General features: G+C 55.7%; 18 protein-coding genes. 7 read left to right on the forward strand and 11 right to left on the reverse strand.

All coding sequences use genetic code 11. The features are described from left to right. The first annotated feature begins 22 nt into the window (after positions 1–22). The 7 genes from AC3RPL_RS13865 to AC3RPL_RS13895 all read left to right on the forward strand — a co-directional run bounded on the left by AC3RPL_RS13865 (position 23) and on the right by AC3RPL_RS13895 (position 7,456). Positions 23–181, forward strand: a complete 159-nt coding sequence (locus AC3RPL_RS13865; RefSeq protein WP_071995071.1) for a DUF2474 domain-containing protein — start codon at positions 23–25, stop codon at positions 179–181. Between the two features lie 120 nt (positions 182–301). Further along, on the forward strand, positions 302–556 hold the full coding sequence (locus tag AC3RPL_RS13870) for a hypothetical protein (protein WP_034941752.1): 255 nt from the start codon (positions 302–304) through the stop codon (positions 554–556). A 201-nt stretch (positions 557–757) separates the two neighbouring features. Continuing rightward, positions 758–1,891, forward strand: coding sequence for an efflux RND transporter periplasmic adaptor subunit (locus AC3RPL_RS13875; RefSeq protein WP_490740428.1), 1,134 nt, complete (start codon positions 758–760; stop codon positions 1,889–1,891). Then, a complete protein-coding gene (locus AC3RPL_RS13880) occupies positions 1,888–4,968 on the forward strand; it encodes an efflux RND transporter permease subunit (protein WP_490740429.1) in 3,081 nt (1,026 codons plus the stop codon). The genes AC3RPL_RS13875 and AC3RPL_RS13880 overlap by 4 nt, the downstream gene beginning before the upstream one ends. Next, complete coding sequence (locus AC3RPL_RS13885) at positions 4,965–5,666, forward strand: heavy metal response regulator transcription factor (RefSeq protein WP_490740430.1); 702 nt, start codon at positions 4,965–4,967, stop codon at positions 5,664–5,666. Before AC3RPL_RS13880 ends, AC3RPL_RS13885 begins: the two co-directional genes overlap by 4 nt. Further along, a complete protein-coding gene (locus AC3RPL_RS13890; RefSeq protein ID WP_490740431.1) occupies positions 5,650–7,068 on the forward strand; it encodes a heavy metal sensor histidine kinase in 1,419 nt (472 codons plus the stop codon). Before AC3RPL_RS13885 ends, AC3RPL_RS13890 begins: the two co-directional genes overlap by 17 nt. A gap of 118 nt (positions 7,069–7,186) precedes the next feature. Continuing rightward, positions 7,187–7,456 (forward strand): hypothetical protein, encoded by a 270-nt coding sequence (locus AC3RPL_RS13895; protein WP_367166604.1) that lies wholly within the window; start codon positions 7,187–7,189, stop codon positions 7,454–7,456. 55 nt (positions 7,457–7,511) lie between these two features. On the opposite strand, the gene fetB is transcribed toward AC3RPL_RS13895, so the two are convergent. The 11 genes from fetB to arnT all read right to left on the reverse strand — a co-directional run bounded on the left by fetB (position 7,512) and on the right by arnT (position 16,651). Next, positions 7,512–8,279 carry an iron efflux ABC transporter permease subunit FetB gene (gene fetB / locus AC3RPL_RS13900; RefSeq protein WP_490740432.1) on the reverse strand — a complete coding sequence of 256 codons (768 nt, stop codon included), beginning with the start codon at positions 8,277–8,279 and terminating at the stop codon, positions 7,512–7,514. Further along, positions 8,266–8,934: an iron efflux ABC transporter ATP-binding subunit FetA gene (gene fetA / locus AC3RPL_RS13905; RefSeq protein WP_490740433.1), complete on the reverse strand. Its 669-nt coding sequence runs from the start codon at positions 8,932–8,934 to the stop codon at positions 8,266–8,268. Before fetA ends, fetB begins: the two co-directional genes overlap by 14 nt. A gap of 92 nt (positions 8,935–9,026) precedes the next feature. Beyond that, positions 9,027–10,139 (reverse strand): ABC transporter substrate-binding protein, encoded by a 1,113-nt coding sequence (locus tag AC3RPL_RS13910; protein WP_490740434.1) that lies wholly within the window; start codon positions 10,137–10,139, stop codon positions 9,027–9,029. A gap of 158 nt (positions 10,140–10,297) precedes the next feature. Further along, positions 10,298–10,906, reverse strand: a complete 609-nt coding sequence (locus AC3RPL_RS13915; protein ID WP_490740435.1) for an undecaprenyl-diphosphatase — start codon at positions 10,904–10,906, stop codon at positions 10,298–10,300. 9 nt (positions 10,907–10,915) lie between these two features. After that, the gene (locus AC3RPL_RS13920; protein WP_490740436.1) at positions 10,916–11,650 is read right to left on the reverse strand and encodes a sensor histidine kinase; all 735 of its coding nucleotides are present in this window, start codon (positions 11,648–11,650) and stop codon (positions 10,916–10,918) included. Positions 11,651–11,695: 45 nt separating this feature from the next. Next, entirely contained in the window at positions 11,696–12,274 is a 579-nt protein-coding gene (locus AC3RPL_RS13925) for a hypothetical protein (protein ID WP_490740437.1), read from the reverse strand. Beyond that, positions 12,250–12,918: a response regulator gene (locus tag AC3RPL_RS13930; RefSeq protein ID WP_490740438.1), complete on the reverse strand. Its 669-nt coding sequence runs from the start codon at positions 12,916–12,918 to the stop codon at positions 12,250–12,252. Before AC3RPL_RS13930 ends, AC3RPL_RS13925 begins: the two co-directional genes overlap by 25 nt. A 17-nt stretch (positions 12,919–12,935) precedes the next feature. Then, entirely contained in the window at positions 12,936–13,703 is a 768-nt protein-coding gene (locus AC3RPL_RS13935) for a COG4705 family protein (RefSeq protein WP_490740439.1), read from the reverse strand. 571 nt (positions 13,704–14,274) lie between these two features. Beyond that, the gene (arnF, locus tag AC3RPL_RS13940) at positions 14,275–14,661 is read right to left on the reverse strand and encodes a 4-amino-4-deoxy-L-arabinose-phosphoundecaprenol flippase subunit ArnF (RefSeq protein ID WP_490740440.1); all 387 of its coding nucleotides are present in this window, start codon (positions 14,659–14,661) and stop codon (positions 14,275–14,277) included. Further along, positions 14,661–14,993: a 4-amino-4-deoxy-L-arabinose-phosphoundecaprenol flippase subunit ArnE gene (arnE, locus tag AC3RPL_RS13945; protein WP_490740441.1), complete on the reverse strand. Its 333-nt coding sequence runs from the start codon at positions 14,991–14,993 to the stop codon at positions 14,661–14,663. Before arnE ends, arnF begins: the two co-directional genes overlap by 1 nt. Further along, entirely contained in the window at positions 14,990–16,651 is a 1,662-nt protein-coding gene (gene arnT / locus AC3RPL_RS13950; protein WP_490740442.1) for a lipid IV(A) 4-amino-4-deoxy-L-arabinosyltransferase, read from the reverse strand. The genes arnE and arnT overlap by 4 nt, the downstream gene beginning before the upstream one ends. Position 16,652 lies beyond the last annotated feature (1 nt).

Below are 16,652 nucleotides of genomic sequence, written 5' to 3' on the forward strand. Positions count from 1 at the left end.
AACAGATCGGCAGGAGAAGAGGATGAGAGTACAAAATCAGACTCAGCAGGACGGTAAATCCCCGGCGTGGCAACGTATTCTGTGGATGGTGGCAATTTACATCGCCAGCGTTATGGCGCTGGGGGTGGTGGCCACCCTGTTTCGGATGATGATGACCGCCGCAGGCATGAAGTCGCACTGAAAGGGCCGCCAGCGTAAAGGCCAGTCATACTTTTATACACAACCGCAGCGGTAAGCTGGTCGTAATCGTCTACGCTTTAAGTTCATTTATCAGGAAATCATGCCATCAGAAGGAGTCAGTATGAGTCTGTCAGATAAAGCGAAAGACAAAGCCGAAGAAGCCCTGGGTATCGGTCAGGAAGAGTTTGGAAAAGCCGTTGAATCTCCGGAGCATGAGTTCAAAGGCCGTGTGCGCCAGAAAGCCGCCCGTGCATCCTACGCGGTGGATGACGCACTGGACTGCGTGAAGAGTAAAACCCAGGATTCGCCGTTCGTCTCACTGGCGATTGCCGCTGGCGTTGGCTTCCTCGCTGCGAAGATTTTAGGCCGTCGTTAACCGCAACGCCCTGTCTTAAAACCAGGCCGGATTTCCGGCCTTTTTTGTTGCCGTTTTATCCTCTGGCCGCCGCTGCGGCAATCACCCGCCTCCACCCTCAACCGTTGCCGGCAGATGACAAAATTGTCATTTTCTCCTCAGGCTGGCTGTAGGGTTCTCCCCGCTATAGTGGCATAACTCTGTTTTGGGACAGTTATTGCCATGACCAACGCCTCGAAAGTTTATTTATTGCTGGCCGCCTCAGCGCTGAGTGCCGCACTTTTCCATTTCTGGCCGCAGGCACCTGCCGCCGCCGCCCCGGCCTCAGCGCCTCCGCCGACGCGGGTCAGTCTGGTCACCGCGCAGGTTAAACCTTTGCCGCTCAGGCTTGTCACTCAGGGGCATGTCGTTTCGCTTAATCAGGTGGATGTGCAGGCGCAACTCACCGGTACGGTGAAATCCGTTGCCTTCAACGAGGGGGATTTTGTCAGGCAGGGGCAGCTGCTGTTTACGCTGGAAGACAGCAGCCAGCAGGCAACGCTGCGCCATGCGATCGCCGCGCAGGGAGAAGCAAAAGCGCTACTGAACAAAGCCCAACGTGATGTGGATCGCAGTCGGGCGTTGCGGGCAAAGAACTATCTCTCCGCTTCAGACTGGGACATATTGCAAAGCACGCTCCAGCAGTACAGCGCGCAATACACGGCAGCACAGGAGGACGTACGAAGTGCGCAGGTGCAGCTGGGATACACCCGTATCAGCGCGCCGGTCAGTGGTAAAACCGGTGCGCTGAACGTCCATCCCGGTAGCCTGGTGCAGCCGGGCAGCACGCTGCCGTTGGTTGCGGTCAACCAGTTCGATCCCATAGGCGTTGCTTTTACCCTGCCGGAACAGGATCTTAATAAGGTTCTGGCTGCCCAGGCCAGCGGCCCGGTGCAGGTATCGGTAAAAAACGCGCAGGGTAAGCCGGTGACCGGCACGCTGGATTTTATCGACAATGGCGTCAGCACCGACAGCGGCACCATCAATCTGAAAGCACGTTTTAGCAACGCCCAACACCTGCTATGGCCGGGGGTATTTCAGGTGGTGACCGTGGACGCAGGCATCACGCCGCGGGCCGTGGTGCTACCGCCTCAGGCCATCCAGAACGGGACTGATGGCCACTTTGTCTTTGTGGTTAATCAGCAGGGACGCGCCGACACCCTGCCGGTCAGACTGCTGCGTATTCAGCAGCAGATGGCGGTGGTTGACGCGGTTCCACAGGGGGCAAAGGTGGTACTGGAAGGGGCAAATAATTTACGGCCCGGTATGGCTGTTGTCGTGGCTCAGGACAGACCGGCAGCGGGGCAGCAGCGATGAAATTATCTGAATGCTGTTTGCAACGACCGGTCGCCGTCATGCTGTTGTGGCTGGCGGTGATCATTACCGGTATTGTCTGCTGGATAAACCTGCCGGTTGCCGCGCTGCCGACTTTCGATACGCCAACCATCAAGGTCAACGCCTCGCTGTCGGGGGCCAGCCCACAAACCATGGCCTCTTCCGTCGCCACGCCGCTGGAGAAAAATCTTTCCACCCTGCCCGGCCTGTCGATGCTGACCTCCACCAGCCTCCAGGGCGCAACAACTATCGTGCTGGAGTTCGATCCCTCGGTAAATATCGATTCGGCCGCAGTGGATGTGCAGTCCGCGCTCTACCAGACGATGAAAAAACTGCCTGCGCAGATGACCACGCCGCCGTCATTCAAAAAGGTCAATCCGGCGGATGCTCCCATTGCACAGATTGGTATTGATTCACCCTCAATGACGCTTTCCGATCTCAATCGCTTTTCAGACGACCTGATATCACCGGCACTCTCAACGCTGAAAGGCGTAGCCGGGGTGGATGTGATCGGGCAGAAACGCTATGCGGTACGCGCAGAGATTGACCCTGACAAACTGGCGGCCACCAATATGACGCTGGAGGAGGTGCAAACTGCACTGAAGGCGGCCAACGATAATTCTCCCATCGGCGAACTGGATGGCAAACGCCAGATGGTGATGCTGCAAACGCATGGCGACCTGATGAATGCCGCCGATTTCAGCAAGGTGGTGATTGCCACGCGCAACGGCCAGCCGGTAAGACTGTCGGATGTCGCCTCGGTGCAGGACAGTATTGAAAATACGCTAAGCTACAGCTCGGTTAACGGCCACACCGCAATCGTACTCAATGTGAATCGCCAGCCGGGTGCCAACATTGTCGCCACGCTGGACGCCATTCATCAGTTGCTCCCGCGATTACAGGCACAGATGCCTGCCTCGGTGCATATGCAGCTGCTCAATGACCGCTCCGTCTCCATTCGCAACGCCATTCACGATGTCAATATCACCCTGCTGCTGACTATTGCGCTGGTGGTCATGGTGATCCTGCTGTTCCTACGCCACGCGCGCGCCACGGTGATCCCGGCGCTGAGCGTACCCGTTTCGCTACTGGGGGCCTTTGCGCTGATGTCGCTGTGCGGGCTGAGCCTCGACAACATCTCGCTGATGGGCCTGACCATTGCGGTCGGCCTGGTGGTGGACGACGCCATCGTGGTGCTGGAAAATATCATGCGCTATCTGAAAGAAGGGTTGCCGCCACGTCAGGCTGCCTTGCGCGGCGTAAAAGAGGTGGGTTTCACCGTGGTATCCATCTCCCTGTCGCTGGTTGCCGTTTTTATTCCGATCTTTTTTATGCCGGGAACCCTCGGCCTGCTGTTCCATGAGTTTGCCTGGGTGGTATCGCTGGCTATTCTGGTCTCCGCCGCCGCCTCGCTCACCCTCATTCCTCTGCTGGTGCCGCTGCTTTTCAGACATCAGCAGTCGAACCGTCCTGAACCGGCATGGAGCCGCAGCTTTGAACGTTACTTTGAAGCCACGCGGCAGGGCTATGGCAGAGCGCTGGCATGGGCGGTCGATCATCGCACGGTCATGCTGTTGACCGCGCTGGCCACGGTACTGCTCACCGGCTGGCTCTACCAGACCGCGCCGAAAGGCTTTTTCCCGCAGGAGGATATCGGCCAGGTCACCGCCAATATTGATACGCCGCAGGACATGTCCTGGGAAGGGCGGCTGAAAGTGGCACAACAGCTGGGAGCCACTCTGCAACAGGACCCGGCGGTGAGCGATATCGTCACCAAAGTCGATCATGACACTACGCAATTAAATCTGACGCTAAAGGATCAAAGCCAGCGCCCGCCGCTGGCGCAGGTATTGCAAAAAATGCGCGCTGATACTGCCTACCTGCCGGGAATAAAGGTGTTTTACAGCCCGGTGCAGAACCTGAAAGTCGGGGGACGCAGCGCCAAAAGTAGCTACCAGTACACGCTACAATCGGTCAACAGCAGTGGGGGCACCTCACTGAACGACTGGAGTAATAAGCTGATGGCGGAAATGCAAAAAAGCGGCGTGTTTGTCGGGCTTAACAGCGATGCGCAACTGAACGGTTTGCAGGCCGATCTGGTGATTGACCGCAATAAAGCCTCGCTGATGGGGGTGGATATCGCGCAAATCAGGAACAACCTCTATGCGGCCTTCGGTACATTACAGGTCTCAACCATCTATGCCCCCGAAGACAGCTATCAGGTGATCATGGAAGTGCAAAGTCCGTTTCGACAAAACGAGAGCGATCTGTCGAAGATTTACGTACGCTCGTCGGCCAGTACGCTGCTGCCCGTCACCACCTTCACCCACATCAGCCGCACTCAGGGGGTCACGGCGGTCAATCATCAGGGACAGTTACCGGCGATCACGCTGTCGTTTGACCTGGCACCGGGCAAATCCCTTTCTGATGCCACCCAGGCAATCAGCAACGCGCAGCAAAACATTCAGCTACCCGCTTCGGTGTTTGGCACATATGCAGGTCAGGCGGCGCTGTATCAGCAGTCGCAAAGCAGCCAGACCTGGCTGATCGTACTGGCGCTGGCGGTAATCTACGTTATTCTTGGCGTGCTCTATGAAAGCTGGATCCATCCGGTGACCATTTTACTGGGACTGCCCTCTGCCGCCGTGGGCGCGCTGCTGGCGCTGAGGTTGCTGGGACTTGATCTGACATTTATCGCCATGATCGGCATCCTGCTGTTGACTGGCATCGTGAAAAAGAATGCCATCATGATGATCGACTTCGCCCTTGCCGCCCAACGGGAACAGGCACTGAGCGCGCACGACGCCATTATGCAGGCCAGCCTGCAACGCTTTCGCCCGATTATGATGACCACGCTGTGCGCCATCATGGGGGCATTGCCCATCGCATTCGGCTGGGGAGCCGGTGCCGAGCTGCGCCAGCCGATGGGCGTGGCAATTGTCGGTGGACTGCTGTTTTCCCAGCTAATCACCCTGTTTATTACCCCGGTGCTTTACCTGCTGTTTGACCGTGCTAATCAGCGGCTGACGGAGGTCTCCCATTCGGTGGAGGAACCATGAGATTACTGTTAGTAGAAGACCAGGCGATGGCAGCTGGCTACATTGCCAAAGGTCTGAAAGAAAATGATTTTGTGGTGGATGTGGCCGGTAACGGTATTGATGGCCTGCACTATCTGCTTACCCACGATTACGACCTGGCCATTCTTGATATAATGCTGCCAGGCCTCGATGGCTGGAAGATCCTTGAAATGGCCCGTCAGGCGGGCAGAAACACGCCGGTGATGTTTCTCACCGCCCGTGATGAAGTGGAAGACCGCGTGCGTGGACTGGAGCTGGGCGCAGAAGATTACCTGATTAAGCCTTTCTCATTCAGTGAGCTGCTGGCGCGGGCGCGGGTGATTTTACGCCGTCAGGCGGCCATCACCCCAGCGGCAGAAGAGTCGATGTTGCAGATTGCCGATCTGACGCTCGATTTTCTGCGTCATCGCGTTGCCCGTGCCGGTAACCGCATTGAGCTGACGCAGAAAGAGTTTCTGCTGCTAAGTCTGCTGATGCGCCGCACCGGTGAGGTGCTGTCGCGCACGGTGCTGGCCGAGCAGGTATGGGACATGAATTTTGACCCGGAAACCAATGTGATTGACGTCGCCATTCGTCGTTTACGTAACAAAATAGACGATGGCTATGCACCGAAACTGCTGCATACCATTCGCGGTGCCGGCTATGTGCTGGAAGAGAGAGACGATGCTGATACCCCGTAGCGTGCCGATCACTCTGCGGCTGACGCTGTTTTTTTCCGTCGCGATGGCGCTGGTGCTCTACAGCGTTTCCGGCCTGCTTTACCACACAATGCGCAGTCAGCTTGGGCAGAAAGATGAAAACGAACTGCGCAGTACGCTGCGTTTTCAGCAGGAAATCGCCACCACCATCAGTGAGCGTCAGGGTCCGCAGGAGCAGTGGCAAAAGGAACTGTTTGAATTTATTGTGCAGCAGGAACGGCTGTCGCTGCGGATCATCAGCCCGGATGGCCGGGTCTGGTCGCAGTCTAAGAATATGCTTGTGCCGCAGCAGGACTTCCCCCCACCCACCACGGATTTTCGCTATGACACCTGGCGCTATCATCAGGGTGAAGTCCATGAAAAATATCTGATTACCTCCACCAATTTTATTCTGAAAAACCATCAGCCCTGGCTGGTGCAGGCCGCGCTGAACGTCTCACGCAATAATGCCATTATTGAAAATTACTGGGCGCAGATGCAGCTCGCCGCCGCGCTGGCGATCGCCTGTTTTGCCGCGTTGGGCTACTGGCTGGCTCGCCGGGGCCTTTCACCGCTGCGTACCATCAGCCGTGAAATGGAAAACATCCACGCGGACGATCTGCATACCCGGCTGGCCACACAGCGCTGGCCTTCTGAACTGAATGCCCTCTCCGCCTCTTTTGACGGCATGATGACCCGACTGGAAGCGTCGTTTACGCAGTTGAACCGCTTTTCATCTGATATCGCCCATGAATTACGCGGGCCAATCAACAATCTGATCTCCGCAGCCAGCGTGACGCAGAGTAAGGATCGCAGCATCAGGGAGTATCGCGACACCCTGGCAGCCATCGTGGAGGAAGGTGAACGGCTGTCACGGATGATCTCTTCGATGCTGTTTCTGGCGAGGGCCGATAACAGTAGTGAACCGCTCAGCCCTGAGCAGCTTAACAGTGCTGACGAATTTGCACGGCTGATCGGTTATTACGAGATCCTGGCCGAAGATAAGCAGATCACCCTGCGCTGCGAAGGCGAGGTGATCTTTCACGCCGACCCGCTCCATCTGCAACGCGCGCTGGCTAACCTGCTGTCAAATGCTATCCGACACACTCCGCCCGGCGGCCATATTATGCTCAGTGCGCGACGTGAAGCAGACACCACCTGTCTGAGCGTAACGGATGATGGTGAAGGGATGGCAGCAGAGCATCTGCCGCACATTCTGGACCGTTTTTACCGGGTTGATGCCGCCAGAAGCAATGCCGAAAACACCGGGCTGGGACTGGCTATCGTTAAAACCATTGCCGAACTGCATGGCGGCAAAGTGGTGGTCAGCAGCCAGCCGGGCCGGGGTAGCCAGTTCACGCTACGACTGCCGAACCTGCCGCCTCCCTCCCGCCAGCCCCGCTGAAGCCCGTTCGGGTGGCGCTACCTGTCAGAATTGTCATGCAGATGACCCGGTCGGGTCACTGCCCGTGCGGGATAATCATCAGGTCAAAACAACACACACACATGAAAAGGTGACCATGATGAAACGTACACTCCTCTCGATTCTGTTCGGCGCTTGTTCTCTGTTTGCTTTAAGCCAGGGAGCCGCCGTGGCTGGCGTGGAAAAAAACGCCAGCGTCTGGCTGCTGACGCCCGCCAGCTGGCATCCGAATCCCAATAAACTGCACGAGAATTATCCGTGGGACCTGGGAGAAGGGGCACAAAATGAACTGCATCAGCAGCCGCACGACAAGGTCAGTAAAGACGGTGATGCCAACAGTCAGGCCAAAGCAGAGTACCATCAATCCTGACGTCGCCTGCTGACCGACACCGCCGCTGAACCCACGGCAGGCGGTGTCGGCCTGCTCAACGCTGCTGTTTCAGCTGCGCTCGTGCGGTAAAGAAACGCCGCGAGGCCAGATAACCGGCAATAATGGTCGAGAAACTGGCGGTGCCGAGCAGCATAAAGGTGACCATGATCTGATATTTAATCGCCTTCACAGGATCGATTCCGGCAAAAATCAATCCGGACATCATTCCCGGCAGACTGACCAGCCCGACAGTTTTGGCGGCATCCACGGTTGGGATCATCGCCGCACGAATGCTGTCACGCACCAGCGTGCCGGATGCCACCCTAACCGAGGCCCCGAGACTGAGCATTTCCATAATTTTCTGCCGGTTATCAGCAAAGCGCTGATTCAGATTGCTGTAACAGAGCCCCACCGCCACCATCGCATTTCCGGCTATCATGCCAGAGACAGGGATCACCTGCATTGGCACAAATTCAATCGCGCCGCTTACCAACAGAATGGTCAGCGTCAGCGTGGTACTGAGGGTGACAGCGACAAAGGACAGAATAAAAGCATGGTCAATATTACGGCTGCGCTTACGGGCATTAATGGCCGCGTTAACACAGATAAACAGCACCATCAGCACCGTCAGTAACGCATTGTTCAAATCAAAAATGGTTTTCAGCACATAGCCAACCACCACCAGCTGGACCACGGCCCGCGCCACGCTCCAGACGATGTCTTTTTCCAGTCCCAGTTTTTCTTTACCGCTGACCAGCAGTGCCACCACCAGCAGCAGCAGCGACAGCAGCAATGAGCTGTCAGTAATATTATGCTGATTCATCAATGCGACTCCCGCCGGGCTGAGGTAGGGTGAGCAAACGTTTTGCCTGGCGGATTTCCGCCACATCATGACTGATACTGACCGTTGCCACGCCCTGCTCCGCCGTCAGGCTGGCAATCAGTTGATTAATTCGTTGCCGGTTCTCTTCATCCAGCGCGCTGGTGATTTCATCCAGTAGCAGCACATCAGGTAAAAATTGCAGATTGCGTAATAATCCCACCCGCTGTTTTTCACCACCGGAAAGCTGTTCTGGTTTTTTTGCCAGAATGGTTTCCGGCAGGTCCATCTGCCGCAGGCCATCGCGAATTCTGGCGCTGTCCACCGTTTTCTTGCGGATTTGCCACGGCAACGCCAGATTGTCATACACCGTTTCGCCAAACAGCACCGGCGTCTGAAAACAGTAAGAAACCCGCTGACGATAATGCTCCGGCCTGATACTGCCGGACGGCTGACCTTTAAACAGGATCTGCCCGCCTGAGGGTTCAAGCAGCGAGGCGAGGATTGTCAGCAACGTGCTTTTTCCACTGCCTGACGGACCGGTCACCAGCAGAGATTCACCGGCATTCAGGGTCAGTGAAACCGGCTGCAACAAGATTGTACCGTCCTGCATAAAATAAATATCCTGCACGTCGAGCAGGGGCGAAACAGGCGACATGATTTATCCAGCCAGAAGGAAATATTATTCAGTGAATAATAACGCAATAAGGCGACAAACCGTCGCCTTTTAAACAGGAAAATCACTGCCCGTTATTTCTGCTGTGCAGAATAACTCAGTATGACCTTATCGTCGGGCAGATGAGTAAATCTTGAAATAATCTGGTGAAAATCTGCGGTGGGATTAAGATGGTTGAACTGTGCCGGATAAAGATCCTTCGCCAGAATTTCCATGCCAATAATATTATAAGGGTGGTTGTAAAAATGGTGGTAAACGCCATATACCCTGCCCTTTTTCACCGGCGTAATTTGTTGCAGACCATTACGGGCAACCAGTTTATTAAAGGTCACCGCCACGGCGTCACGCGAAGTATTATAACCAAACGGCAGCACGTTTTTATTCGGACGCGCCGAGCCGGACATAATATAAACATCCGGCTTCATGGCGATAATTTTTTCCAGCGCCACAAAACCTGATGCGCCAGGCAACAGGCTGGAGCCAATGTTTTTACCGCCAACCGCTTCAACCAGCCCACCCCAGCCGTTATGTCCGTGCGTAAAGCAGCAGTTATCACTGTTGCCCGCAATCGGCTCAATAAATACCGTGGGCTTCTGCTTAACCTGAGCTATCTGTTGTTGCAGCGCATCCCACTGCTGATGATAGAAATCCGTATAGGCTTTAGCCCGTGCCTGCTGGTTCAGGATCTCGCCCAGTAAGGTGATGCTGTTGGCGGTGTTTTGCGCCGGGTGCAGTTCATAGTCAATAAAAACTACCGGAATATTAAGCTTTTGCAGGGTGGTCAGCACGCCGGTTTGTTGCAACGCGGGCTTCGCGCGCAGCTGGGCAATCATCAAATCCGGCTTTTCGGCAATCACGCTTTCCAGGTTAACCTGCCCCTGGTCATTAAAGCCCATATCGATAATTTTACCGGCGGCGGGCCAGGTTTTTTTTAATACTTCCCAGGTCTGAGGGTCCTGTTTTTTGGGCAGGTTATTCCATGCCACCAGCCTTTTAAATGGATTTTCCCGATCGTGCAGCGCCAGAGCGAGAATATCCCGCCCGTCCTGCAGGATAATATGCTGAGGCTCGTGGCTGAGGGTAATCTTCTGATTATCCATATCGGTAATTTCGAGGGGCCAGGTGGTTGCGGCGCAGCTCGTCGAAACGGCAAGCAGCGCTGACAACAGCCAGTAACGCGTGGTCATGTTATTTCTCCATAAAAACGAACGCAGGGATCGCGGGCAAATATACCGACAACACCAGGCTATTTCATCTTTTTTAGCCGGAGAAGAGTAACATCACCCGGCTGAATAAATTCAACCGGGCCAGACTGAATTAAATGGTAACAAAATGAATTTAAGGGTTACCTGAATATGCCTTTTTTAATCGCCGGTAAAAACAGCCACTGATAAATCGTCATCAGGCAAAAATAAACCCTGTCGGTCAGGCGGGTATTTCGTCGACAGAGATAAACCGCCATCAGGGCCACCACCGCTGAACCCAGAATATCAAGCGGGAAATGCACCCCCAGATAAATTCGAGCCCAGGCAATTCCCAGGCTTAAAACCAGTGCCGTGCCACCCTGAAGCCAGCGGCTGCCTGCCAGCAGGCTGAAGCTGACGGCAAAAGCCACCGACAGATGGTCGCTGGGAAAGGAAGAATCCGCACTGTGAGCCAGAAAATGGTGTCCGACAGGGACCATAAAAGGCCGTGGATGTTGCCACAGCAGGCCGATTGCCAGATTGAACAGCAGCGCTACTGCCACGCTGACTGAGGCATTCAACGCCAGGCGTTTACCCTTCTCAGCGCCAAAAAACCACTGTGCCAGCACCCACAGAGGAAAGAGAAAAATCACCTGATTGGCAAAGAAATTACCCAGTGCCAGCATGGTCACTCCGGGACTGGCCGGGGCATTAATCAGCGAGAAAAGCAGCAGATTGGCCTTTTCCCAGGCCGCTTGTGGTAATAGCATGGTCACTCCTTACGATGATGCCATCAGCCAGAGAGTGACTCTGACATTCAGGCCGGTGGGTGCACGTTTTGCCGGACCTAATAAAATTTCGCCCTGCATACGGTCCAGCAGCGTGCGTACAATGGATAATCCCAACCCGGATCCGGTCGCTTCATTTCCCTCAATGCGGTAGAAGGGATCAAATACCCGCAGGCGTTTTTCAGCAGGGATGCCCGGACCGGTATCCTCAATTTCTATCACCACCCGGCCGTCAACCCTGAGGACCTGCAGGTCTATACGTCCGTTTTCAGGGGTATAGCGAATGGCGTTGTCCAGTAAATTTTTAAGCACGCCAGCCAGCGCCAGCGGTTGACACACCACCGCTATCTCACTGTTCTCCAACATGCCCAGATCGAGGTTTTTCTTTTCCGCCAGCGGCAGCAAATCGGCAATCACTTCTCTTATCAGCCGATCAATCGCGACCTGCCGCTGCGCGACGGCCTGCGTCTCACGGGATTGTGCTCTGGCCAGTGACAGCAACTGTTCCAGCAGATTTTTGGCACGGGTAATGCCCTCACGCAGACGCATCACCCGCCGTTGGCTCTCCGCTGGCAGCGCGGTTGCCGACAGGTTTTCTGCCTGTAATGACAGCGCGGTCAGTGGCGATCGCAGTTCATGCGCCGCATCCGCAACGAAGCGTCGTTGCGCCTCCACAGAGAGGGAAACGCGCTCAAGCAAACGGTTAATGGCGTGGGTAAAAGGCACAATCTCCTTCGGCATCCCGACAGTGGTCAGCGGCGTGGTATCCAGCTAGCTGCGATGATGGACCGCCACCGCCAGTTGCTGGATCGGCCGAAAAATTTTTCTCACCAAATCCGCCACCACCACCAGCAGTACCGGTACCAGAACAAAAAAAGGCAGCAGGGTGCGCAGCGCACCCGACATCGCCACCTCATCCTGTACGGAAGCCCGCTGCGCCACTGCAACTTTGGTGACGGCATCCAGCTGACGCACCAGCACCCGATAAAGATGATGATGGGTTTGGAGCGTATGGAAACCTTCCGCCAGAGCAAAGGGCAGGACAAAGCCTTCTTCCGCCTTTTGCCCCTGTTGCCCGGTCGCAAACATAAAGTGAACGATGATCCGCGACTCACGCTCATCATGGATCGGGGGACCAATAAGATTGCTGCCTCGCACCGCCAGTACGCCATTTTTCGCCAGCTCGGCTATCTGACTGAGCGAGGAGTCCTGTAACTCATGCGCTTCATCCAGCGCAGAGTAAAAAGCAATGCCGCCGGTCAAAAACGCCACCAGCATAATGGCGCTGCACAAACCGAACGACAGTCGGGCCTGGACCGACTCTCTCAGGCGTTTGCCGATACCATCCATCCCACGCCCCGGACATTTTTGATTGCCTCTGTACCCAACTTTTTGCGCAATGAATGGATGAAAAACTCCACCGCGTTGCTTTCTATCTCTTCGCCCCAGCCATAGATTTTTTCTTCCAGTTCACTGCGCGAGAGCAGCTTTCCCGGTCGAATCAGTAACGCCTGCAACAGGGCGAATTCGCGCCTGGAGAGGCGAAATATCTCCTCCTTATCCACCGTAAACGCCTGATGGCTGGCAGGGTCGAGACTGATGATGCCGTTACTCAATACCGGACCGGACATGCCGCCTTTACGACGCAGCACCGCACGAATACGTGCCAGCAGCTCACGCATTTCAAATGGCTTAACCACATAGTCATCCGCGCCGGAATCCAGCCCGCGAAGTCGGTCTTCCAGCGCATCTCTGGCGGTGATAATCACCAGCGGAACTTCATTACCACCGTTGCGCAGGGTTGCCAGCACGCTGAAACCATCCTGGCCGGGCAGGCCTAAATCCAGCAGCACCAGGTCATAGCGCTGCACCGCCAGCGATGCATTCGCCTCATCGCCGTTTTTTACCCAGTCAACGGCATAGCTTTGTGCTCTGAGTGCTTCGCGCACGGCTTCACCGATCATGGTGTCATCTTCAGTTAACAGTACCCGCATCCTGTTCTCCTGCCCTGTTACACGGAATGGCGGCTGCGCTCCGCCAGCGAGAGATACGCCACCAGTCCGGCGATCGCCAGCAGAAACAGGGCGTTAATTTCGACAATCCCGATGCCCAGTCCTCCCTGCTCCACCGGCTGGGCCAGCAGGTCGCCGGTTGCAGCGCCCAGCGGACGGGTCAGGATGTAAGCCAGCCAGAAACAGGCGACCGCGTTACATTTGCAGCCCCACCAGGCCAGCGCCACCAGCGCTATCGCCACGGCAAACACCATTGCCGAAAGCGGATAGCCCAGATTCAGCCCCTCTGACAGCCAGTCACCCGCGGCGGTGCCCAGCGCGAAGGTGAAGAGGATCGCCGCCCAGTAAAAGGCCTCGCGCAGGGGTGTGGTGATGGAATTGATCGACAGGGTGCCTTCGCTGCGGTGCCAGAGCATAAAGGTCAGGATCAGGGCAGAACCAAACATCAGCGTGGAGTAGCCCAACGGAATCCCCAGTGAGTCGGTAAAATTATCGGTGACCAGTGTGCCGAAGATGCTGACCAGCACCACGGTCAGCCAGTAGAGGGCCGGGATATAGTGACGCGCGCGCATCTGCATCCCCAGCACCACCGCCAGCAGTATCCCGGCCACCAGCGAGGTGTAGCCCAGACCAAAGCCAAGGTTAAAATTAAGATAGTCGGCGGCCGTTTCCCCCACCGTGGTGGACATCATTTTGATCAGCCAGAAAAACAGCGTGACCTGCGGAACTTTACTCAGTTCACTGTGAACCGATGACGTGGCTGGCATGTGGATTTTCCTGTCAGACTCAGATAGCGTCAGTCTGCCGGGGAAAACTTAGCAAGACATTAAAGCGGGGATTTTTTTGCTGGCAATGGGGTCACTGTTGGTCGCTACTCGTTGAGGATAGTGACAGTCAACTTAATGCGGTTCAGGATGTGGCGTTATCACCGCGATAAAGCGCGAATAAGTTTGAGTGCGCGCTGCGTGTCTGAAGCTGCATATTCCATGGTGGAGAGATAAATTATTTTCTCGCCATCAAAGCCATTTTTAAAAAATTGATATTTCAGACCGGGCGCACAAACAATCACATCCGCTATTTATTTTATTACTTCACTGTCCGCCTCACCCGGATCCAGAATGGCCTGCCAGGGCAATCGGGCGCTGATAAGATCTTCATTGAGTTTCTTTATATATTTTGATTCGCTGAACCAGGAAAAAATCCTTTAGCAAGATATCCCTCTCTTTTAATGCGATCGACTGCCTGCTTTCTCGCGGGCAGGCGGCTGTGACGTCGAGCAAAAATTAACGTCACTGCGCGTCCGTTTCCATTCAGGCTAAAACCGCACCGAGGATCCACTCAGCGTTTTTTGCTCGCCTCAGGCCAGCAGACCAGCAGCAGGCCGCAGAAGATTAACAGCACGCCCGCCAGCTTGCCCCAGCTGAAGGGCTCGTCCAGGCCGGGCAGATACAATGCGGCAACCCAGACCAGCACATAGCTCAGACTGAGCAACGGATAGGCTCTGCTCAGCGCGATGCGTTGCAGCGCCAGCAACCAGCACAGCATCGAAAGTGCGTAGGCACCCAGTCCGGCGATTAATCCCAGAGCGGCCGGTGACAACGCCAGTAAGGCGTGAAAAAACAGCCCTGGCTCACTGATGGCGGGCAGGTGCAACATCGACCAGCGCATCAGCAACTGCGCGCCACTGACCAACAGCACGCTGCATAGTGCCAGAATCATCCCCATCAGGCGTACGCTCCCATCACGGCCACACCGGCAACAATCAGGCCAATCCCCAGCCAGTGGCGTGGGGAGACCGGCTCCTGCCACAACCAGCGGGCCGCGAGGACCACCAGAATAAAATTCAGGCTGAGCATCGGGTAAGCCACCCCGACTGGCACATGCTGCAACACCCGCAGCCACACCAGCATGGCAACGCCCAGCAGCAGTACACTTATCGCCAGCCAGAACAGCAGATGCCTTTTACCCTTCAGCAGGCCGTGGTGAGCGGCCTGTTTCTGGCACAGCTGCCCGGCACAGCTGAGCAGGCTGGCCAGCACAATCAACAGCATATTCATGGCGTCTGGTTGTACTGGTACATGACCAGCCGTCCCTGACGATAAATGAAGTCGGCCTTTGGCAGATCGTTGCCGCTATCGACTTCACCGCGCGACAGCAGCAGAACCAGCGTCACCTGACCTTCGCGACGATGTTGTTCCAGCCACTGCGGGAAATCAGTATCAGAGACAAATTTGTCCTTTGCATCAGGATAGCTCAGGCCACATTGCACCTCGCCGCGCTGTTGATAGAGCACAATATCGCTTCGTTGCAGTTCCCACGCCAGCCCGGACGCAATTCCCGGATTGTTCGCCAGCAGGAAATGACTTGAGCCGATTTGGCTTTTCATCCCCTGAATAAACTCCTGCGGCTGTTTGGAATCGACCACCCTGTCCGGAATAACCTGTCCCAGCACCAGCGCCAGCCCCAGCGGGCAAAAAGCGGCCCAGCTCCAGCGCTGTTCCGGCGCTTTCAGCGTCAGCAAACCACCCAGTCCCCACACCAGAAACGCCGCGCCTGCCAGCACCACTTTCAGTACTTCGTGATAGCCATAAAGCGCATGCTTAGAAACGCCCCAGGGCGCGAGGAAAACAACCACGGTGATCACGCAAAGTAAGCCAAATACCAGATTGATCCAGCCATTGACCCGCAACGTTTTGCCTTTAACCAGCACCAGCTGCATCGCCTGACGCGCCAACAGCGCGGCAAGAGGCGCAAAGCACGGCAGGATATAGGTTGGCAGCTTGCCTTTGGCAATACTGAAAAACAGCAGCGGCATCACCACCCAACAAAGCAGATAGAGGCTACCGCTGTTTTCACCCCGATCGCGCCAGCCGTTTCGCAGTGCGGCAGGCAGCATCGCCAGCCAGGACAGGCAGCCCAGCAGCAGAATCGGCAGGTAATACCAGAAAGGCGCTTTGTGTTGGGCATTATCTTCCGCAAAGCGCTGGATATGCTCGACCCAGAAGAAATAGTGCCAGAAGTCCGGCTCCCGCTGTGCGATGGCAATCGCCCAGGGCGCACTGATCGCCACCGCGCCCACTACCGCCAGCGGACCAAACATCAGCAGCTCTTTAAAACGCTTCTGGTGGATAGCCCAGGGCAGGATCGCCACCACCGGCACCGCCAGTGCCAGAAAACCTTTGGTCATAAACCCCATGCCGCAGGCGACGCCCATCAACAGCCAGGCCAGCACTTTTTTGCCGGTGGTCGGCGCATTGACCGCCAGCCAGTAGCCGCACATCGCCGCCGCCAGCCACAGGGTGATCATCGGATCGAGCACCGCATAGCTGCCTATGCCATAGACCAGCAGGCTGGTGAGGAAGATCACCCCGGCCATCAGCGCGGTGTTCCGGTCGCGCCAGATGCGCAGCGTCAGCCAGTAAACCATCAGCGCCGTCAGTGTGATGGAAAACACCGAGCCAAAACGCACCGCAAAGTTGTTGTGGCCAAATATCAGCTGGCTGAGATTGTTAATCCAGTAACCCGCTATCGGTTTTTCAAAATAGCGCAGGTCGAAAAAATGCGGCACCACCCAGTTTCCACTGACCAGCATCTCACGACTGATCTCCGCATAGCGGGTTTCATCGGGTTGCCACAGATGGCGAAATTCTAATGGGATCAGATAGTAAAGAGAAAACAACAGCAAAAGGAGAAAGCCATTTCTCATTATTTTCATA

Source organism: Erwinia papayae, assembly GCF_058241465.1.